Source organism: Microvirga mediterraneensis, from assembly GCF_013520865.1.
GTDB classification, from domain to species: domain Bacteria; phylum Pseudomonadota; class Alphaproteobacteria; order Rhizobiales; family Beijerinckiaceae; genus Microvirga; species Microvirga mediterraneensis.
On record NZ_JACDXJ010000001.1, the window covers coordinates 1,620,184 to 1,640,159 of the forward strand.

Consider the following 19,976-nt stretch of genomic DNA (forward strand, 5'->3'; position numbering starts at 1 on the left):
CATGCTCAACGACAACGTCTTCGCCAGAGTCTCGGATTTCGACGCCATGGAAGCCGAACTCACCGGCATCCGCCACCATCTCCATGCCCATCCGGAGCTCTCCTTCGAAGAGGCCGAGACGGCGCGCTTCGTCGCCGACAAGCTCGAGGCTTGGGGTTATGAGGTGACGCGCAATGTCGGCGGGCATGGCGTCGTCGCGCGCCTGAGCGCGGGCGATGGACGGAAGGGCATCGCCATCCGGGCCGACATGGATGCTCTCCCGATCGTGGAAGAGAGCGGCCTGGCCTATGCGAGCCAGTCCCTCGGCAAGATGCATGCCTGCGGTCACGACGGGCATACGACGGTGCTGCTCGGGGCCGCCGAGTACCTGGCTCGGACCCGTCGGTTCAACGGCACCGTCACGTTGATCTTTCAACCGGCCGAAGAGGCCGGAAAGTTCAGCGGCGCTCAGGCCATGATCGCAGACGGGCTCTTCGAACGCTTTCCTTTCGACGCCATCTTCGGCCTGCACAATCATCCCGGCGCACCGGAGGGCGACATTCTCCTGCGCTCCGGCCCGATGATGGCCTCGTCCGATACCGTCAACATCACGATCAAGGGGCTCGGCGGCCATGCATCCCGGCCCCACCTCACGGTCGATCCGGTGGTGATCGCGTGCAATCTCGTGGTCTCGCTGCAGACGATCGTGTCGCGGAACGTCGATCCGACCCAGACGGCCGTCGTCACCGTCGGGACCATTCACGCGGGCAGTGCCGTCAACGTCATTCCGGAATATGCAAAGCTCGCGCTCAGCGTCCGTTCCTTCGATCCCAAGATCCGCAATCTCCTGCAGGAGCGGATCGTCAAGCTGACCCAATCGGTCGTCGACGGCTACGGCGCCACTGTCGAGATCGAGTACGAGAGGGGCTATCCGGTCGTCGTGAACTCCGAAGCGGAGACGGCCTTCGCCCGCACCGTCGCAGAGGAGCTGATCGGAGCAGACCGGGTCTCCACATGTCACCTCATTCCGGGGAGCGAGGATTTCGCCTATTTCCTCGAGCACAAGCCCGGGAGCTTCCTGAGGCTCGGCAATGGCACGAACTCCGCCATTCTTCACAGCTCGAAATACGACTTCGCCGATGGAAGCCTGATCACGGGCGCCGCGCTTTGGGCCCGTCTGGTGGAGCGCTATCTCACTGAGTGACCGAAAGGCGGGACATCCGCTCTCGCGTCCCGCGACGGCTCCCAACCAGCAGGCCGGCATGCACCGAGATTCCAGCCTGCAGGCCTAGAACTGCAGGTTTCGGCGGACGCAGGGTGGGGAACACTTTGGTTATGTGCCCCGACCCTATGGCATTCCCGGTAAAGTATCCGGCTCACTGTCAAACATATGCGGCTTGGCCAGGACAAGAGACGATTCCACGCACGTGGAAACAGTCCTAGTCGTGGCCGAGGCGCATGCGGCGCTCCAGGAAGCGGCTGTAGGCTCCCATGCCGTATGAGAACACCAGAAACACGAAGGCCGCGAAGACGTAGCCTTCCAGGACGGCGATGCCGACCCAGTTCGGGTCCGTCATGGCCGTACGGACGGTGGACAGGAAGTCCAGGAGGCCGATGATCGTGACGAGCGTCGTGTCCTGGAAGAAGCCGATGGAGATGTTCACGAGCGGCGGGATCGCGATCTTCAAGGCTTGCGGCAGAACGACGAGGCGCATGGCCTGCCAGTAATGCAGGCCCATCGCGCTGGCGGCCTCGTGCTGTCCTCGGGGGATCGCCTGCAACCCGCCACGGACCGCCTCCGCGATATAGGCGGCGGCGAAGATGATGATGGCGATCTGCGCCCTCAGCAGCTTGTCCACGGTGACGCCGCTCGGCATGAAGAGCGGCAGCATCACGGAGGCCATGAACAGGATGCTGATCAGCGGGACGCCGCGAATCACCTCGATGAAGATGATGGCGAGCACCCGGATGGCCGGGAGGCTCGAGGAGCGGGCGAGGGCGAGAACGACGCCAAGCGGAAAGCCGAAGGCGAGTCCGACCGCCGACAGCAGGAAGGAGAGCGGCAATCCGCTCCACTGCGTCGTCGGCACATAGGAGAGGCCGAACACGCCGCCTCCGATCAGGATCGCCGTCGCGACGATCGTGACGCCCCAGAGCACGAGAAGTTGTCTGCTCCAGAAGCGCGGGATCATGGTGATCCCCATGGCGCCGAGGAACAGCATCATCGCAAGCAGCACGCGCCACTGCTCGTCATAGGGATAAACGCCGAAGATCATGAAGCGCAGCTTCGCTGCGTAGAAGGGCCAGCAGGCTCCGTTCCCGACCTTGCAGGCCTGGGCGCCTCCTTCCGTGACCGCCCGGGTCACGAGCCAGCCATAGGCGCCCTTGGCCCCGAGCCACAGGACCCACAGGCAGGCCAGCGTGATCACTGCATTGACGGGTGTCCCGACGAGAGGCTTGAGCGTGCGATGCAGAAGGCGGCGGCCAACATCCGGCTCCCGTCGAACCGGCATCTTCAGTTGGGCTTCGGCGATGTCGGTCGCGGTCGTCATGGCCTAGCGCTCCTTCAGCGCGACGCGGCTGTTGTACCAGTTCATGAACAGGGAAATCATGATCGACAGGCCGAGATAGACGAGCATGAAGATCGCAATGCCCTCGATCGCCTGTCCGGTCTGGTTCATGGTCGTGTTCGAGACCATGACGAGATCCGGATATCCGATCGCGATGGCGAGCGACGAGTTCTTGAACAGGCTGAGATAGCTGCTGGTGAGCGGCGGAATGATCACGCGGAGCGCTTGCGGAAGAATGACGAGGCGCATGGTCAATCCGTCACGCAGGCCGAGCGCGCGAGCCGCCTCCCATTGCCCTTTGCGGACCGACAGGATCCCGCTCCTTACGATCTCCGCGATTCCCGCGGAAGCCGAAAGGGCAAGGCCCACGAGAAGGGCGGTGAATTCCGGCCTGAGCTGGGCGCCCCCCGTCAGGCGGAAGCGCCCCTTCTCAGGAAGGCTGACCGTCAGATCAGGCTGTACGATCAGGATCGCGAGCATCGGCGGCACCAGAAGGGCCAGGGCGACCCAAGGCCAGATCGTCCGCGCCTTGCCCGTGCTGATCCGCGCGGCCGTCGCCCGGCGGTGCACGAGAAACCCGAGAACGCCGCCGAGAACAAGCGCCAGAAGAACGAGCGTATGGGCGCTGGTCCATAGCAGGGATGGCACGGTCAGGCCGCTGTTGCTCAGGAAGACATGGGGCAGAATTTCCCATGCTTCGCGCACGGCCGGGAGGCTCGTGACGATCAGGGCGTACCAGAGGAAGAGATAGAGGAGCAAAGGCACATTGCGCAGAGCCTCAACATAGAGAAAGGCCAGGAGTGCCAAAAGCGGGTTGCGGGAAAGACGGGCGATGCCGACGACAAGCCCGAGGATCGTCGCAAGCACGACGCTCCAGGCCGAGACCCAGACCGTGTTGACGATGCCGGCCAGGATGGCCCGCCCATAGGTGTCGGTGGGCTTGTAGTCGATCAAGGTCTGGCTGATCACGAAGCCCGCTTCACGGCTCAGATAGTCGAAACCCGTCGCGATATTCTGCTCGGCCAGCTTCTGCGATACATTCGAGAATAGATAGAGGCCCAGGAGGACGATGCTTCCGACGGCGATCACCTGATAGAGGATCGCCCGAAAACGCAGGTTGTACAGGAGTCTCGTCCCGCTCATCGCATCGACGCGCATGATGATCCTTTCCGGATAGGACTGAGGGAGGAACGGGTGGCCCTGCGGCCACCCGTCGATCTCAGACTATCGGAACGGCGGCGCGTAAAGCAGGCCACCCTTGGTCCAGAGCTCGTTCGGTCCGCGGCTCAGGCCCAGCCGGGTCTTCGGGCCGAGATTGCGGTCGAAGACTTCGCCGTAATTGCCGAGCGATTTGATGATGTTGTAGCCCCACTTGTTGTCGAGGCCGAGCATCTTTCCGAAGTCGCCGTTCACGCCGAGCATGCGCTGGATCTCGGGATCCTCGCTCTTGAGCTGCTCATCGACATTCGCCTGGGTGACGCCCTTCTCCTCCGCTCCGATGAGGGTATAGACAGACCAGTTCAGAATATCGCGCCAGTTGGGATCGTTCTGGCGGATCGTCGGGGCCAGCGGCTCCTTCGAGATGGTCTCCGGCAGGACGACGTACTGCGACGGGTCGTTGGCGATCGCGCGGACGGAGGCGAGGTCGGAGCGATCGGTCGTGATGGCATCGCAGCGTCCGTTGAAGAAGGCATTGCGCCACTCGTCCGAATTCTCGAACACAACGGATTCATACTTGATGTTCTTGGGCCGGAAGAAATCCTCCAGGTTCTGGAGGGTCGTCGTTCCAGGCAGCAGGCAGATCGCCGCATCGGAGAGTTCGCTGGCGCTCTTCACATTGAGCTTGGCTGGAGCCATCAGGCCCTGACCGTCGTAGAACACCACGGGGCCGAAATCGAGGCCGAGGGAGGCATCGCGCGAGAAGCTCCAGGTGTTCTGGCGCGAGAGGATGTCGACTTCTCCGGACTGAACCGCCTGGAAGCGGACATTGGTGTTCAGCGGAACATACTCGACCTTGTCGGGATCGGCAAAGATGGCAGCCGACACGGCGCGGCAGATGTCGACGTCGAAGCCCCGTCGAACACCTTTGTCGTCGGCATAGGAGAAGCCGGGGGCGACGGGCGACACGCCACACAGAATCTTGCCGCGCTTCTTGACCGTCTCAAGGGTCGACTGAGCGGATGCAGGTGCTGCGGAAGCGGCCGCGACGCCGGCGACGAGGCCCAGTGCGAGCCACCGGCCTATGGTTTTCGATTGAATCATTGTACTCCCTCTTTTCCTGCGCCTTATCTGGTCGCTACACGTCAAGCTAGACCCGAAACAATCATGGTTTCAAGGATAGAATTTCCTATCGTCAGGCGTTTGGGATCTTGCTGACCGACTAAAAGGTATGCACACTCGCTGCCCTTCGAATGCAGCGTCAGCTGCACCCGCCCTTGCCGCGCGAGTGGTCCATGCCCATCCTGCCCAAAGCCGATATCGTCCTCACAAACGGCCGCGTCTTCCGCGGATATTCAGAACGGGTGACCGAAGCCGTCGCCCTGTGGGCCGGGCAGGTTCTCGCGGCCGGATCCGCCGCCGACATGGAACCGCTCATCGGGCCGTCGACCCGGGTGATCGATCTGCGCGGCCGCCTCGCGACGCCGGGGTTGTGCGACTCGCACATGCATCTTCTCCCCTATGGGGTGATCATGGGACATGTGGATGTGCGCGCATCCTCCGCGCCGACCCTCGCGGCCCTGCTCGACAAGGTCAGGCAACGCGCCGCCGTCACGCCGCCGGGGCATTGGATCCAGGGGCGCGGCTACGATCAGTTCGAACTCGACGTGAGGCGACATCCGCTCCGGGAGGAGCTCGACGCGGTGGCGCCCGACCATCCGGTCGCGATCGTGCGGGCCTGCGGCCATGTGACGATCTGCAACTCGAAGGCGCTGGAGCTGGCGGGCATCGACGAGACGACGCCCGTCCCCCAAGGAGGCGCCATCGAGCAGCGGGACGGACGGCTGACCGGACTGCTGGCCGAGACCGGTCGTGACCGGCTCAAGGCCGTGCTGCCCGAGCCGACCGACCAGGAACTCGTTCAGGCTATCGACGATGCCGGCCGCGCGTGCCTGTCCTACGGCATCACCAGCGTGATGGATGCGGGCGTCGGCATGAGGGCGGGCTACCGCGAGGTCGCGGCTTATCGCACGGCCCAGCGCCTTCATCGTCTGCCCGTCCGGACGACCCAGTGCCTTCTCGGCGGCCCAGGCGGCATCGTGGAGCAGGCCTATGCGGACGGTGTGGTGACGGGGGCGGGCGACTCGATGCTGCGCGTCGGACCGGTGAAGATCTTCACCGACGGCAGCGCGGGCGGGCGAACCGCCGCCATGAGCGAGCCCTATCTCGGAGAGCCGAAGACAAACGGCCTGATGCTCCTGCACGACAACGAGATGAACGACCTCGTGCATGATTATCACGCCAAGGGTTATCAGCTGGCCGTTCATGCGATCGGCGATGCCGCCATCGAGCAGACCCTCAATGCCTTCGAGCTCGCTCTCGAGGCGATGCCGGATCCGGACCGCCGCCACAGGATCGAGCATGCGGGCTATGCGCGGGCCGACCAGAATGCGCGCATGAAGCGCCTGGGCGTTCAACCCGTGCCGCAGCCGGTCTTCATCTATGATTTCGGCGACCTCTATGTTTCGGTCGTCGGCGAGAAGCGGGCAAAGCCCTCCTATCCGCTCCGGACCTGGATCGATCTCGGCTTCAAGCCCGCAGCCGGCAGCGATGCCCCCGTCTGCGACATCAATCCCTTCCCGAACTTCTTCTCGATGCTGACCCGCAAGACCGCGCACGGAACCGTGATGGACGAGCGGGAAGTGGTGTCCATCGAGCAGGCGATCATGGCCTTTACGGAGTTCGGAGCCTATGTGAACAAGGCCGAGCATGAATGGGGTCGTCTCGATCCCGGCCTTGCGGGTGATGTCGCGGTCTTTTCCCGCGATCTCCTGACGGCATCGCCCGAAGAGATCCTACACGATACCCGGTGCGATCTCACGATCCGCGGCGGCGAGATCGTGTTCGACCGGCATGGAGAGATGGCTCGTTGAGGCGAGCCTATCAAATCAACGGCATTCGCACTGAAAAGGCCCCGAAACCATTCGGGGCCTTTCGTCTTTTGGAGGGTTCTTCGTCGCAGATCAATTCCGAATCGGAAAGACCCGGGGGCTCAACTCCTCGAGCCCGCGTCCGGCCCAGTCCCGTTGCGGCGCCGCCGCAATGGCCTCCGCCTGTCCCCTGCGCAGCATTTCGAGATCCTCGCCGATGTCGAAGTCGAGAACATCGCCATCCTTCACGACCTGACGCCCGTCCACGTAGACATCCTTGATGGCCCTGTCATTGGCTGAATAGACAAGGCTGCGAACCGGCTCGTAATCCGGCTGCATGTAGGGATTGCTCATGTCGACGACCGAGAAGTCCGCCTTGCAGCCGGGTGCGAGACGTCCCAGGTCGGGTCGGCGGATCATGTCGGCGCCGACCGCGGTGGCAGCCATGAAGGCGTCGTGGGTCGTGGCGGCCGTGAAGCTGCCTCCCACGATGCGGCCGGCGTAGCAGGCCATGCGGAGTTCATCGAGCATGTTGTGCGGGAAGCTGTCCGTCCCGATGCCGCACCGGATGCCGGCCTTCACATAGCGGCTCAAGGTATTCAGAGCGATGCCGCGCCGTGCGAAGACCACGGGGCAATGCGCCACCTGGGCGCCGCTGTCGCGCAGACGCTCGAAGTCGTTGGCGTGAGGCCAGTGCAGCCACGGATGATCGTTGAGGAAGATGCAGTGGCCGATGATCGTATCGGGACCCAGCGCTCCGATCTTGTCCAGCCATTCGATGGGCGTCGAGCCGTAGCGACGCATGATCTCCTGGAATTCCACGATGCTCTGCGCCGCGTGGATCTGGATCGGCTGGCCCCGTTCCCGTGCCGCATCGAGGGCGTCCCGGATCTGACCCTCGGTGCAGGTATCGATCTGCGCCGGGCCGATGAAGCCGGTGATGCGGCCGCTCGGGTGCTTCGAGGCGGCATCGGCGATGTCGATGGCCTCGCGCAGCAGCCGGTCGCCGGTTGCCGGATCGAGGTCGTATTCCACCGAATGGCCGTTGGTGGTCTTCCAGGGACCGGAGCGGAACATGCCCCAGAGCACGGCGCGGATGCCGGTCTCCGCATATTCATCGGCCCAGGTCGCGCGGGGGCGGCCGAGATCGCAGATCGTCGTGACGCCGCTCTTCAAGAGCTCCGACGTTGCCACGCGCAGGGCAGGGCGGGTGTATTCCGGACCGATCTGGAAGACCGGCATGAACTCGTAGAGGGAGCTCTGGCCGAGGCGCGGGCTGCCCAGTTCCTCCAGCATGCCCTTCCAGCCGGGCTCGTGTCCGGGATGGCTGTGGATGTCCACGAAGCCGGGGATGATCATCATCCTGCTGGCGTCGACCTCGGCATCGACGGAACCGGCATAATCCTTGCCGACATGGACGATATCGGAGCCTCGGATCACGAAATCCGCATTGCGGAGATAGACATGGGATCGGGCGGCTTCATCCCAGGCGACGATCCAGTCGCAGTTCCGGAAGAGGGTCGTCTTGGCGGCAGGGGTGGTCATTTCGAACTCCGGGAAGCAGAGAAGTAAGTGTGAATGTTCAGAATGTGGGCGCCTGCGACAGGCGCACATGGCCGACCGCCATGGCGACGGCGGCCTGTGTCGGCTCCACGACTGAAATGCCGACCGCGCCTTCCAGCGCGGCACGATATCGGGCCATGCCTGCGCATCCCATGACGAGAACGTCGGCGCCGTGCACGTCTTTCAACCTCCGCCCGACCTCGACCATGCGGGTCAATGTTCGATCCTCGTCGGAGAGCTCCGCGACGCCGAGCCCGATCGGCAGATCGGCCGCGAAGCGGTCCATGACGCCCATCGCGCCGAAATAGCGAAGATGCCTCGGGATGGATGTCGGCAGGATCGCGATGACGCCGAAGCGCTGACCGAGGGTGAGCGCCGCCAGCACGCCGCATTCGGCAATGCCGAAGACGCGGCGGCGGCTCTGCTCGCGAAGGGCGTGGAGACCCGGATCCGAAAAGCACGCGATGACGAACGCGCCCGCATCCGCTTCCAGCTCGGCCGCCTTGCGCAGGATCGGCGTCACGACACCGTCCACGTCCCGCTGCGACTGGATGCCCGATGGTCCTTCTGTGAGGGAGAGACAGACGATGGCGGGCCCGTCGGCGCTTCGCAGGGGCGCCACGGCCTTGTCGATCTCTGCCGTGACGGTCTGGGACGAGTTCGGATTGATCACATAGACCGGCGAGCCCATGATCGTCTTATCCTCAGCGGGCGAGCGGCAGGGAATAGGGGGCGAGAACGGACAGCGGGCGGCCCTGCGGATCGTCCTGCTCGGCCCGCCGGCAGGCGCGTTTCTGCGCATCCTGCAGCTCCCGCACTGCGCCGTCATAGTCGAGATTGACGACGCGGCGGTCCTTCAGGACAGCTTGCCCATCCACGTAAACGTCGCGAACGGCGCGCTCCGCAGCGCAATGGACCAGATTGCGCAAGGGATCGTGGATGGGCTGCATGGCCGGATGGTTCAAATCCACCAAGGCTACATCCGCCTTGGCGCCGACCGCCAGCCGGCCGATGTCGTCGCGGCCGAGGGCTTTCGCCCCGCCCGTCGTCGCAACCGAGAACAGGCTGCCCGTATCGAGATCGAAAACGCTGCGGCCGGCGATGCGCGAGCAGATCAGTGCCTCCCGCATCTCTTCGAGCATGTTGAACGGGTAGCTGTCGGTGCCGAGACCGACATTGACGCCGGCACGGCGATAGGCGCCGAGGCTCTCCAGGGTCATGCCGCTGCGCGCGAAGGTAACGGGGCAATGGGCGACCGAAGTCCCGCTTGCGGCGAGCCGCGCAAGGTCGTCACGGCTGCGCTGCCTTGTCCAGGAATGGTGGTCGAGAAAGATGCAATGTCCGAGAATCAGGTCCGGCCCAAGGACACCGAGGCGCTCCAGGAAAGCCGGCGCGGTCTCGCCGGTCCGACGCAGCAGTTCCTCGTGTTCAGCCATGGTCTGGGCTGCATGGATGGTGATGCGCATGCCGCGGCGGCGCGCCTCGGCGACGGCGTCCTGGATCAACTCCTCGGAACAGGTTTCGATCTGCGACGGGGCGATCACGCCGTCGATGCGGCCGCTGGGATGCGCGCGTGCTTCGTCGACGAAAGCCAGGGCTTCGGCATATCGCTCGCGGCCCTGAGCCGTATTCCAATCGAAATCGAGCTTGTGGCTTCCGGCCATACGCCACTGCGCTTCACGGAACCCAGGCGCGAGATAGGCCCGCAAGCCGCTCTCGGCGGCAAGGGAGAGCCATTTCGGAGAAGGCGATGCGATGTCGAGAAGCGTGGTGACGCCGCTGCGCATCAGGTCGCTGAGCATCACCGTCTGGCAGGCCGCCTTGGCATCCGCATCGGCGTCGATCAGGGCTGAATATTCATACAGGGCATTGCCCCAGAGAACGGCCGTTCCGACATCCTCGAACAGACCCTTGGCAACCGGCTCGTCGCCGGAATGACAGTGAATGTTGACGAGGCCAGGCATCGCCATGACGCCCGCGCCGGCGATCTCTTCATCGGCACGGCCCTCGTAAGCCGGGCCGACATACAGGATGCCGGAAGCCGAGAAGGCGATGTCGGCATCGCGCATGTAGACGTGTTGCGAGGCCACTTCGTCCCAGGTAACGGCCCAGGCGGCTTTTCGGACAACCTTGATTGTATCGGTCATGATCTGTCGATCCGGTGGAAATGGGTTGAAGGGTGATGGGGCATGCCGGCGGCGCGATTACAGAAGCTGCGCGCCGAAATTGGTGGAGGGATCGAACTCGGGGCCGAGCCTGCCGGTCGGCCGCATGGAGGCGGCGATGCCGCGCAGCTGCAGCCGCCCCGATCCCGGAGATGCCTGAAGCCGTCCGTCACCGATGATCGTCTCACCGCGACGCAGGACGGTTTCCGGCCAGCCTTTCAGCCTGCGGCCCGCGAAGGGATTGTAGCCCACGTTGTCATGCAGCCCGTCGTCCTGGAGAACGACCTCGCGGTCGGGATCCCAGATCGCAATGTCCGCGTCGGCGCCCACCGCGATGGCACCCTTTCGAGGATGGAGCCCGTAGATCTTCGCCGGGGCGGTGGCCGTCAGCTCGACGAACTTTTCGATGGTCGAACGCCCTTGGCTCACCATGGCATCGAAGAGCAGCGGCAGGCGCGTCTCCAATCCGGGCAGGCCGTTCGCGATCTGCTTGAAATCCGGGTTCGCTCCAGCGGCCAGTTTGCCGCTTTCGTCGAACCGGTAGGGTGCGTGGTCGGAGGAGATGATCTGGAGATCGCCGAGCTCCAGCCCGCGCCACAGGGCCTCCTGGTCCGACGTCGTGCGCGGAGGAGGGGAGCACATCCATTTGGCGCCTTCAAGGTCCGGACGGTCGAGGTCCTGGGCCGTCAGGAAAAGGTATTGCGGGCAGGTCTCCGCGAAAACCTTGATGCCCTCGCCGCGCGCGCGCCGGACGACGGCGGCGCCCTCGGCGGTCGAGACATGAAACAGCATGACGGGCTGGTCGAGAAGCTGGGAGAAGCGGATCAGGCGTTCGAAGGCCTCGATCTCGCAAACCCGTGGATGACTGACCCCATGGAACTTGGGCTCGACATAGCCGCGGGCGATAAGCCTGTCCGCCATCCACTTGATCATGCCGTGGTTCTCGGCATGCGCGCAGACCAGGGCTCCGTATTTGCGCGCCACCATCATCACGTCGAGCACCTGCTCGTCGAGGAGGCGCACCCGGTCGTACGTCATGAAGACCTTGATCGACCGATGGCCGGCCTCTATCAGCCGAGGCAGATCCTGCTCCAATGTTTCAGGCGTCGGATCCGAGATCCAGAGGTGGAAGGCGTAATCCGTTACCGCGCCGGCTGCCGCGAGGCGCGCGTAGCTCTCCACCACATCGCGCAGCCTGTCCCCACGGTGTTGGGCCGCGAAGGAAATGACCGTGGTCGTTCCGCCGAATGCGGCGGAGCGCGTCGCCGTCTCGAAGGTGTCGGCATTCATCAATCCGCCGCCGGAGAGCTGCTCGATATGGCAATGGGCATCCACGCCACCGGGCAGAACGAACTTGCCGGCGGCATCGATGCTGGCGCGTGCCTGAAGGTCGCGGCCCAATGCGGCGATTTCTCCATCCTGGATCGCGACGTCCATCGCCGAGACGCCTTCGGTGGTCGCGACGCGTCCGCCTTTGATGACCAGATCGTATTCGGCCAATCGGTTCCCCCCAAGGTTCCCGCAGGATCGTTTGTTGTTCTCTTTAATGGGGTTCAATGTACGCAGACGGGTTGGGCCTCAGCAAGGAGAAGTTGCCGAGACACAAGTCTAAATTCGCCGCTGCTGAGATGATGTAGGATATCGCTTCAGGATGCGGCCGATCTGCGACCGTCGCTCATGCGGAAAGGGTAGCGTTCAAATCCTTCTGGACCTGCTACCATGCACCCGTCGGATACCTAAGCATCATTCGCAGGAGGAGCAGCATGTCGAGAGCACCGGGCGGACGGCGGACGACCGATCCCTTGAAGGCCGCCGAGGCGGCGTTCAAGAAGGTCACGACGAAGCCGATCGAAGGACCACCCAAGACGACCGCGATCCCTGGCGTGAAGGAGACCATCACGCTGCGCATCGACCAGGACGTGCTCGCGTTTTTCCAGGAGGATGGTCCGGGCTGGCAGGAGCGGATCAACGCAGCCCTGCGCAAAGCCGCCGGGAAGTCCGGCGACTGACGCTCACCGGCCGCTTTCTGCGCGACAGGAATTGCAGAGAGCTTCCTACCATCGATGGGGCGGATCGACCGGTCGCGGCTCATCGGCGAAGTCGGACTGGTCTTGGTACGGCTCATACTGGCGGATACGCCGCTGCTCGTCGGGCCAGCGCGGCTCGCGTCTGAGCTCCGATTCGGTGTCGCCTCGGATGCCATTCAAGAGAGCAAGGCCGCCCTGCAGCACGGAGCGGACCGCATCGACTGCGACATCAGCGATGTCGCGCAGGCGAAGATCGCCGATGTCGCTCGCGGAACGCTGCTGGACCTGACCGCCGGAAACGTCCGGGGCCCGTTCCGGGATCAGGTTCGAGAACACGCCGGCTCCGCCCAGGATGACGAGCAGAACCAGGGGAACCACAAGGCGGAACGCCAAGCCGATGATTCTGGACACGATAACGTAGCCGATGATCAGGACGATTGCGGTCGCGATAAATCCGGTGCTCAAAGTGATTGTAACCTCGTCATGGTCGATGCGGGGCCCAGCCCATCGGGGAGATCGACGGCTTTTTTATGGACCCCGCTGCCGCGATCCCTGCACAAGCGCATCGTCGCGAGCGAAAAATCGGGTTCCACTTTTCCGTACGATGCGCTAACAGAGCGCCAGCGCGGCCGTGGCGGAATTGGTAGACGCACTACCTTGAGGTGGTAGCGGGGAGACCCGTGGAGGTTCGAGTCCTCTCGGCCGCACCATTCATTCGAATGTCGAGCGAGGAATTCCCGACACCGGCATCAACGATGCCGTTTGAGAGAACGAGAGAGCGCCCCGACCGAGGCGCTGTCTTAAGCCTCATTCAGGGCGCCCATGTGCCAAGGGAATGACGCACATCCTGGATGTAGATCACGCATCGCCGTCGACAATCCCGCATTCCTGCCATGTTGCAGCCGGCATCGGGACATTGTGCGATCGTGTTAAGCATGGCGCCCTTCACCGGCCGCGCCACACGATTCATGGAAATGTCCGATACACAGATCTTCGCTTTTCTGGTGATGCCTTTCCTGCTCGTCCTGTGCTGCAGCGCGGTGTTCTTCAGCCGTGAAGGGACGAAGCCGGAGAAACCTGTCGCGCCGCCCGAGCCTGTGACGCGGCCGAACACGTATACGCGCAAGCCACGCAAACGATCACCCTCGGCCAAGCGGCCTGAGGCGGTGGAGGATTAGAGAATTGTGCAGTGAAGTGGGTCAGATGCTGCGTGCTTTATAAGATATGAAAACTCTTCTCCTTTTCGAGGAAGTATCGGAGGTGGTAGCGTGGGTGATCACCAATCAGAACTCGGCACGGCGGTGCCGCAGCTTCACCTCTCCCTATAGGAGAGGTACTGGCGCCACACCTTTCAAGCCTCGAGATAAACGCGCTGATTGATTTTGCCTGGAACGCGGATCCGCCTGCGTCCCGGGTTTATGGGCAGTCTCCTCGGTTGACGAGAGATTGGCGAATCTGACCGTCACGACGCCCGCAGCCATGCGCGTGGATCGGCTCGCTCGGACATGTCGCCGGACAACGAGCGGCAGAGATCTTCCATCGACGTGAGATTATGGATGGGCCTGAACTCGTCCACATGCGGCAGCATCGCGCGGATGCCGGAGGCGCGCGCCTCGAAGGCGTCGAACCGAAGGAGCGGATTGAGCCAGAGAAGGCGTCGGCACGAGCGCCTGAGCCGGTCCATCTCGAAGGTCAGTTCCGGCGTCACCTCGCGCTCGAGCCCGTCCGTGAAGAGCAGCACGATCGCGCCCTGGCCGAGCACCCGGCGCGACCAATGGCGGTTGAAGTCGTGCAGCGCATGGGCGATGCGTGTCCCCCCCTCCCAGTCCTGTACGCGCTTCGACGCGCGGGCGAGCGCCTCGTCCGGGTCGCGGCTCGTCAGTTCGCGGCTGATGTTGGTCAGCCGAGTTGCGAACACGAAGGAATGGACCCGTCGCCTTTTCTCCGCGATGGCATGCAGGAAGTGCAGGAAGACGCGGGAGTAATCGGCCATGGAGCCGGAAATGTCCACGAGCGCCACCACCGGAGCGTGCCGCACGGCCCGAGAACGATAGGTCAGGTCGATCACGGCCCCGCCGCCGCGCAGCGAGCGCCGGAAGGTCCGGCGCGGATCGATGCGGCGGCCGCGCGGATCGGACAGGAACCGGCGCGTGGTCACCTCGTCGTCCGGCAGGGATATGTCGGCGATCAGGCGCTTGGCCACGGCGATCTCCCCGGCCGACATCTGGGCGAAATCCTTCGCCTTCAGAACCTCGCGGTCCGACACGGTCAGGCGGGCGGAGAATTCCGTCTTCTCGACAGGATCCGGCTTCTCCTGCCGTGGCGTGGCGAGGGCCTCGGCCACGCGCAGGGCGCCGGCCTTCGGTTTCTTCTCCTCGTGGGCTGCGCCGGGAGCAATCGGCGACATCTGGGCGATCAATTTCTCGATCAGCGCGCGCCGCCGCCAGAAGATTCTGAAGGCCTGGTCGAACAGGATGCTGTGCTCGCGCCGCTTCACGAACACGGCGTGGAGCGTCCAATAGAAATCCTCGCGCGGGCCGATTCCCGCCGCCTCGACCGCCGCAATGGCATCGAGAACCGCCCCTGGGCCGACCGGCAGGCCCGCGGCCCGCAGGGCCCGGGCGAAATAGGCGATGTTGTCCGCGAGACGTCCTTCACCCCGGGCGGCGGACGCATCGGTCATGCGGGCGCCCTCAACCCGCTCTGAACGCGGTCCAGCATGTCCTTCGCCCGGCTGCCCTGCATCTTCTGGATGTCGTCCTGGTATTTCAGCAGCACGCCGAGCGTATCCGACACCAGAGTGGGATCGAGCGCCACCGCGTCGAGTTCCACGAGGGCCGAGGCCCAGTCGAGGGTTTCCGCCACGCCTGGGGCCTTGAACAGATCCTCCTGCCGGATCGACTGGACGAAGGCGACGATTTCCTGGGACAAGCGCTCGGAAGCCTGCGGGATACGGCTCCTGAGGATGGCGAGTTCCCGCTCCGCGTCCGGATAATCGACCCAATGATAGAGGCAGCGGCGCTTGAGCGCGTCGTGGATCTCGCGGGTGCGGTTCGACGTGATGATGACGATCGGAGGATGCTCCGCCCTGACCGTGCCGAGTTCCGGTATGGTGACCTGGAAGTCGGAGAGCACCTCCAGAAGAAAGGCCTCGAAGGCTTCGTCCGTGCGGTCGAGTTCGTCGATCAGGAGAACCGGCGCGCCGGCGGTATCGAGCTCGAGGGCCTGAAGAAGCGGACGCTTCACCAGATAGCGCTCCGAGAACAGGTCGTGCTCCAGGGTGTCGCGGTCCACCGCTCCGCTGGCCTCGGCCAGCCGGATCGCCATCATCTGCCCGGCATAATTCCACTCATAGACCGCGGAGGCGACATCGAGGCCCTCGTAGCATTGCAGGCGGATGAGGCGTCGCCCAAGCGCGGAGGAGAGCACCTTCGCGATCTCGGTCTTCCCGACGCCGGCCTCGCCCTCCAGAAAGAGCGGCCGCCCGAGCCTCAAAGCCAGAAAGAGCACCGTCGCGAGAGGGCGGTCGGCTACGTAGCCGGTGCTCTTCAGGAGGGCCAAGGTGTCGTCGATGGAACCGGGTTTGTCGGCCACGTGCTCTGCTGCTCCTCAAGGGCATGATGCCCGGGCGAGCCCGGGCATCGAGTCAACGTCCTTCTGGTGTGGCTGTTCAGCCCCGCGCGGCCGCCGCCTGAACGGCTCTGCGGGCCATGACAGCGACGAGATGGGCGCGATAGGCGGCATCCGCATGGATGTCGCTGTTCATCTCGGTCTCCGGCACGGCGACGCCGTCGAGGGCTTCCGGGGTGAAGGTCCCGCCCAGCGCCTGCTCCATCGCATCGGCCCGGAACACGCCGTTCGAGCCGGCGCCCGTCACGGCGACCCGTACGCCGTCGGCATGCTTGGCCACGAACACGCCGACGAGCGCGTAACGCGACGCCGGGTTGCGGAACTTGGCATAGGCGGCCTGGGAGGGGATGGGGAATGCGATCTGGGTGATGATCTCTCCCTCGTCCAAAGCCGTCGTGAAGATGCCCTGAAAGAAATCGTCCGCTGCAATCTTTCGCCGGTTCGTGACGATCGTCGCGTTCAGGGAGAGGCAGGCGGCGGGATAATCCGCCGACGGGTCGTTGTTGGCGACCGATCCGCCGATGGTGCCGCGATTGCGAACATGCGGATCGCCGATGAGCTCGGCCAGTTCGGCCAAAGCCGGGATCGCTTCCCTCACTTCGGCTGAGCTGGCGACCTCCGCGTGTTTCGTCATGGCCCCGATGGTGAGCGTGTTGCCGGAGCGCTCGATGCCGCGCAACTCCGCGATCTGACCGAGATCGATCAGGTTGGCGGGGCCGGCGAGCCGCAGCTTCATGGTCGGCAAAAGTGTGTGGCCGCCGGCGAGGAACTTGGAATCCTCGGCCTGACCCACGAGGCCGACGGCCTCCTTGATGCTCGTCGGGCGGTGGTATTCGAAAGCGTACATTCCATCCTCCCCTTATTCCGCCGCCATGGGCATGCGGGCCTTTTGGGCCGCGCGCCACACCGCCTGGGGCGTCGCCGGCATGGCGATGTCCTCATGGCCGAGGGCGTCGGTGATCGCGTTGATGACGGCCGGCGGGGCCGCGATGGCGCCGGCTTCTCCGCAGCCCTTGATCCCGAGCGGGTTCGACGGGCAGGGGGTTACCGTCATGCCGACCTGGAACGACGGCAGGTCGATGGCGCGCGGCATGCAATAATCGTTGAAGCTCGCCGTGACGAGCTGTCCGCTCTGGTCGTAGAACGCGCCTTCGAGGAGCGCCTGGCCGACGCCCTGCGCGATGCCGCCATGGACCTGGCCCTCGACGATCATCGGGTTGATGATCACGCCGAAATCGTCCACCGCCGTCCAGCGCTGGATGCTGGTCACGCCCGTGTCCGGATCGATCTCTACCTCGCAGATGTGAACGCCCGCCGGGAAGGTGAAGTTGGTGGGATCGTAGAACGCTCCCTCCTTCAAGCCGGGCTCCAGATCCTGGCCCGAGAACTTGTGGGCGATATAGGCCTGGAGCGCCACTTCGCCGAAGGCCAGCGAACGGTCCGTGCCGGCCACGCCGAAGCGTCCGTCCTTGAACTCGATGTCGCCTTCAGACGCTTCGAGCACGTGCGCCGCGACCTTCCTGCCCTTGGCGATCACTTTGTCGATGGCCTTGGCGATGGCCGACATGCCGACCGCGCCGGAGCGCGACCCGTAGGTGCCCATGCCGAACTGCACCTTGTCGGTGTCGCCGTGCACGATGCTGACCTGATCGATGGAAATGCCGAGCCGGTCCGAGACCAATTGGGCGAAGGTGGTTTCGTGGCCCTGGCCGTGGCTGTGCGAGCCCGTCAGCACCTCGACGGAGCCGGTCGGGTTGACGCGCACCTCGGCGGATTCCCACAGGCCCACGCCCGCACCAAGGGACCCGACGGCCTGTGAGGGCGCGATACCGCAGGCCTCGATATAGCTCGAGAAGCCGATGCCCCTGAGCTTGCCGCGACGGGCGCTCTCCTGCTTGCGCTGCTGGAAGTTCTTGTAGTCTGCGATCTCCAGCGCCTTGTCGAGCGAGGCGGCATAATCGCCCGTGTCGTAGGTCATGATGACGGGCGTCGCATGCGGGAACTGCGTGATGTAGTTCCTGCGGCGGAACTCGGCCGGGTCCTGGCCCAGTTCGCGGGCGGTCTTCTCGACGAGCCGCTCGACCACGAAGGTGGCTTCCGGGCGGCCGGCACCGCGATAAGCGTCGACCGGCGCCGTGTTCGTGTAGACCGCGTCCACCTCGCAGTAGATCGCCGGAATGTCGTACTGGCCCGACAGGAGCGGGGCGTAGAGATAGGTCGGCACCGACGACGAGAAGGTCGAGAGATACGCGCCGAGATTGGCCGTGGTGTGAACCCGCAGGCCGATGATCTTGCCGTTCTCTTCGGTCGCCATCTCCGCGTGGGTGACGTGGTCGCGGCCATGCGCGTCGGACAGGAAGGCTTCCGAGCGGTCGGACGTCCACTTGACCGGGCGCTTGACCTTCCTGGCCGCCCAGACGCAGACCGTTTCCTCGGCATAGATGAAGATCTTCGAGCCGAACCCGCCGCCCACATCCGGCGCGATGACGCGCAGCTTGTGCTCCGGCGCAACGCCGATGAAGGCCGACAGGACGAGCCGGGCCACGTGGGGGTTCTGGCTCGTGGTGTAGAGCGTGTAGTTGTCGGTTCCGGGATCGTACTCGCCGACGGCCGCGCGGGGCTCGATGGCGTTGGGCACCAGCCGGTTGTTGACGAGGTCGATCGTGGTGACGTGCTTGGCCCGCGCGAAGGCCGCTTCCGTCTCGTCCTTGTTGCCGAGATGCCAGTTGAACACGGTGTTGTCGGGTGAGACGTCGTGCACCTGGACCGGCGCCTTCGTGGCCTGGGCCGTGTCGACGACCGCCGGGAGAACGTCGTAGTCGACCACGATGGCCTCGGCGGCGTCCTTGGCCTGGGCGAGCGTTTCGGCGATCACCACCGCCACATGGTCGCCCACGTAGCGCACCTTGCCCTGAGCGAGGGCCGGGTGCGGCCCGGCCTTCATCGGGGAGCCGTCCTTGGAATGGATCATCCAGCCGCAGATGAGGCCGCCGATCTTGTCGGCTGCGAGATCGTCGCCCGTGAACACGGCGACCACGCCCGGCATGATCCTCGCCGGTCCCGTGTCGATGGACCGGATCGTCGCATGCGCGTGGGGCGAGCGGAGGAAGTAGGCATAGGTCTGGCCAGGCCGGTTGAAGTCGTCCACGTAGCGTCCCTGGCCGGTGACGAAACGCTGATCCTCTTTGCGGCGGACGGGTGCGCCGATCCCTGTTGCGGTCATGCTGTCCTCACTTGTCTTCATGGGCCTCATGAGGCGGGTTTGGGGGCCTCCGGACGGACATCGGCGAGACGACGCCTGTTCGAGGCTCGCCCGCGGCTTCCGCCATCGATGAGGGCGTCGCGTCTTCGGTGAGCCTGTCGGACTATTCGGCCGCCTGCCGCACGGGTGCCTGGGCCATGCCCTGAGCGCCCGCGGCCACGGCCTTGACGATGTTGTGATAGCCCGTGCAGCGGCACAGATTGCCTTCGAGTTCGGCCCGGATGGTCTGCTCGTCGAGAGCATTCCCCTTGCGGTTCACGATGTCGATGGCGGACATGATCATGCCGGGCGTGCAGAACCCGCACTGAAGGCCGTGATGCTCGCGGAAGGCCGCCTGCATCGGGTGCAGCTCGCCTCCTTCGGCGATGCCCTCGATGGTGGTGACGACGCTGGCATTCGCCTGAACGGCGAGAACGGTGCAGGACTTCACGGCCTGCCCGTTCAGATGGACAACGCAGGCGCCGCATTGGCTGGTGTCGCAGCCCACATGGGTGCCGGTGAGCCGTAGATTGTCGCGCAGGAATTGAACGAGAAGAGTGCGGGGATCGACGTCTGCGGTGACGGATTGACCGTTCACCGTCAGGGAGACGGTGGTCATGCGTTGTATCCTCCTCTGGTGCCGACAGCCCGGCCGACCTTCGGGTGGTCTCGGGCGCCAGCAGGCATTTTTATTGGACGGTCGCACGGATGCG

General features: G+C 64.5%; 17 protein-coding genes and 1 tRNA gene. 5 read left to right on the forward strand and 13 right to left on the reverse strand.

Features of this window, described 5'->3' with window-relative positions; all coding sequences use genetic code 11:
- Nucleotide 1 precedes the first annotated feature (1 nt).
- Nucleotides 2-1,183 carry a M20 aminoacylase family protein gene (locus tag H0S73_RS07610; protein ID WP_202049782.1) on the forward strand — a complete coding sequence of 394 codons (1,182 nt, stop codon included), beginning with the start codon at nt 2-4 and terminating at the stop codon, nt 1,181-1,183.
- Between the two features lie 235 nt (nt 1,184-1,418).
- Here the strand turns inward: H0S73_RS07610 and H0S73_RS07615 are convergent, their stop codons facing one another.
- From H0S73_RS07615 to H0S73_RS07625, 3 genes are all read right to left on the reverse strand, one after another.
- Nucleotides 1,419-2,531 carry an amino acid ABC transporter permease gene (locus H0S73_RS07615; RefSeq protein WP_181051585.1) on the reverse strand — a complete coding sequence of 371 codons (1,113 nt, stop codon included), beginning with the start codon at nt 2,529-2,531 and terminating at the stop codon, nt 1,419-1,421.
- 3 nt (nt 2,532-2,534) lie between these two features.
- Entirely contained in the window at nt 2,535-3,707 is a 1,173-nt protein-coding gene (locus H0S73_RS07620) for an amino acid ABC transporter permease (protein WP_181051586.1), read from the reverse strand.
- A gap of 66 nt (nt 3,708-3,773) precedes the next feature.
- Complete coding sequence (locus H0S73_RS07625; RefSeq protein ID WP_181051587.1) at nt 3,774-4,811, reverse strand: amino acid ABC transporter substrate-binding protein; 1,038 nt, start codon at nt 4,809-4,811, stop codon at nt 3,774-3,776.
- Nucleotides 4,812-5,002: 191 nt separating this feature from the next.
- On the opposite strand from H0S73_RS07625, the gene H0S73_RS07630 reads away from it, so the two are divergent.
- Nucleotides 5,003-6,640, forward strand: a complete 1,638-nt coding sequence (locus H0S73_RS07630; RefSeq protein WP_181051588.1) for an amidohydrolase — start codon at nt 5,003-5,005, stop codon at nt 6,638-6,640.
- 90 nt (nt 6,641-6,730) lie between these two features.
- Here H0S73_RS07630 and H0S73_RS07635 read toward each other — a convergent pair whose 3' ends face one another.
- Genes H0S73_RS07635 through hydA form a run of 4 tightly spaced genes read right to left on the reverse strand, consistent with a single transcriptional unit; the run spans nt 6,731 to nt 11,865 of the window.
- Nucleotides 6,731-8,182, reverse strand: coding sequence for an amidohydrolase family protein (locus H0S73_RS07635; RefSeq protein WP_181051589.1), 1,452 nt, complete (start codon nt 8,180-8,182; stop codon nt 6,731-6,733).
- 37 nt (nt 8,183-8,219) lie between these two features.
- Nucleotides 8,220-8,891, reverse strand: a complete 672-nt coding sequence (locus H0S73_RS07640; RefSeq protein ID WP_181051590.1) for an aspartate/glutamate racemase family protein — start codon at nt 8,889-8,891, stop codon at nt 8,220-8,222.
- Nucleotides 8,892-8,904: 13 nt separating this feature from the next.
- The gene (locus H0S73_RS07645; RefSeq protein WP_181051591.1) at nt 8,905-10,347 is read right to left on the reverse strand and encodes an amidohydrolase family protein; all 1,443 of its coding nucleotides are present in this window, start codon (nt 10,345-10,347) and stop codon (nt 8,905-8,907) included.
- Between the two features lie 57 nt (nt 10,348-10,404).
- Nucleotides 10,405-11,865, reverse strand: a complete 1,461-nt coding sequence (hydA, locus tag H0S73_RS07650) for a dihydropyrimidinase (RefSeq protein ID WP_181051592.1) — start codon at nt 11,863-11,865, stop codon at nt 10,405-10,407.
- Nucleotides 11,866-12,128: 263 nt separating this feature from the next.
- Between hydA and H0S73_RS07655 the strand changes: the two genes are divergently transcribed.
- On the forward strand, nt 12,129-12,374 hold the full coding sequence (locus tag H0S73_RS07655; protein ID WP_181051593.1) for a BrnA antitoxin family protein: 246 nt from the start codon (nt 12,129-12,131) through the stop codon (nt 12,372-12,374).
- Between the two features lie 45 nt (nt 12,375-12,419).
- Here H0S73_RS07655 and H0S73_RS07660 read toward each other — a convergent pair whose 3' ends face one another.
- Nucleotides 12,420-12,857, reverse strand: a complete 438-nt coding sequence (locus tag H0S73_RS07660) for a hypothetical protein (RefSeq protein ID WP_181051594.1) — start codon at nt 12,855-12,857, stop codon at nt 12,420-12,422.
- A 160-nt stretch (nt 12,858-13,017) separates the two neighbouring features.
- Here H0S73_RS07660 and H0S73_RS07665 point away from each other — a divergent pair.
- Nucleotides 13,018-13,102 (forward strand) — tRNA-Leu (locus tag H0S73_RS07665).
- Nucleotides 13,103-13,327: 225 nt separating this feature from the next.
- On the forward strand, nt 13,328-13,570 hold the full coding sequence (locus H0S73_RS07670; RefSeq protein ID WP_181051595.1) for a hypothetical protein: 243 nt from the start codon (nt 13,328-13,330) through the stop codon (nt 13,568-13,570).
- A 284-nt stretch (nt 13,571-13,854) separates the two neighbouring features.
- Here the strand turns inward: H0S73_RS07670 and H0S73_RS07675 are convergent, their stop codons facing one another.
- The 5 genes from H0S73_RS07675 to H0S73_RS07695 all read right to left on the reverse strand — a co-directional run bounded on the left by H0S73_RS07675 (nt 13,855) and on the right by H0S73_RS07695 (nt 19,882).
- Complete coding sequence (locus H0S73_RS07675; RefSeq protein WP_181051596.1) at nt 13,855-15,075, reverse strand: vWA domain-containing protein; 1,221 nt, start codon at nt 15,073-15,075, stop codon at nt 13,855-13,857.
- The gene (locus tag H0S73_RS07680; RefSeq protein WP_181051597.1) at nt 15,072-15,986 is read right to left on the reverse strand and encodes an AAA family ATPase; all 915 of its coding nucleotides are present in this window, start codon (nt 15,984-15,986) and stop codon (nt 15,072-15,074) included. Before H0S73_RS07680 ends, H0S73_RS07675 begins: the two co-directional genes overlap by 4 nt.
- A gap of 76 nt (nt 15,987-16,062) precedes the next feature.
- Nucleotides 16,063-16,869 (reverse strand): FAD binding domain-containing protein, encoded by an 807-nt coding sequence (locus tag H0S73_RS07685; protein WP_181051598.1) that lies wholly within the window; start codon nt 16,867-16,869, stop codon nt 16,063-16,065.
- Between the two features lie 12 nt (nt 16,870-16,881).
- Nucleotides 16,882-19,245 carry a xanthine dehydrogenase family protein molybdopterin-binding subunit gene (locus tag H0S73_RS07690; RefSeq protein ID WP_181051599.1) on the reverse strand — a complete coding sequence of 788 codons (2,364 nt, stop codon included), beginning with the start codon at nt 19,243-19,245 and terminating at the stop codon, nt 16,882-16,884.
- A 142-nt stretch (nt 19,246-19,387) separates the two neighbouring features.
- The gene (locus tag H0S73_RS07695) at nt 19,388-19,882 is read right to left on the reverse strand and encodes a (2Fe-2S)-binding protein (RefSeq protein ID WP_181051600.1); all 495 of its coding nucleotides are present in this window, start codon (nt 19,880-19,882) and stop codon (nt 19,388-19,390) included.
- Nucleotides 19,883-19,976 lie beyond the last annotated feature (94 nt).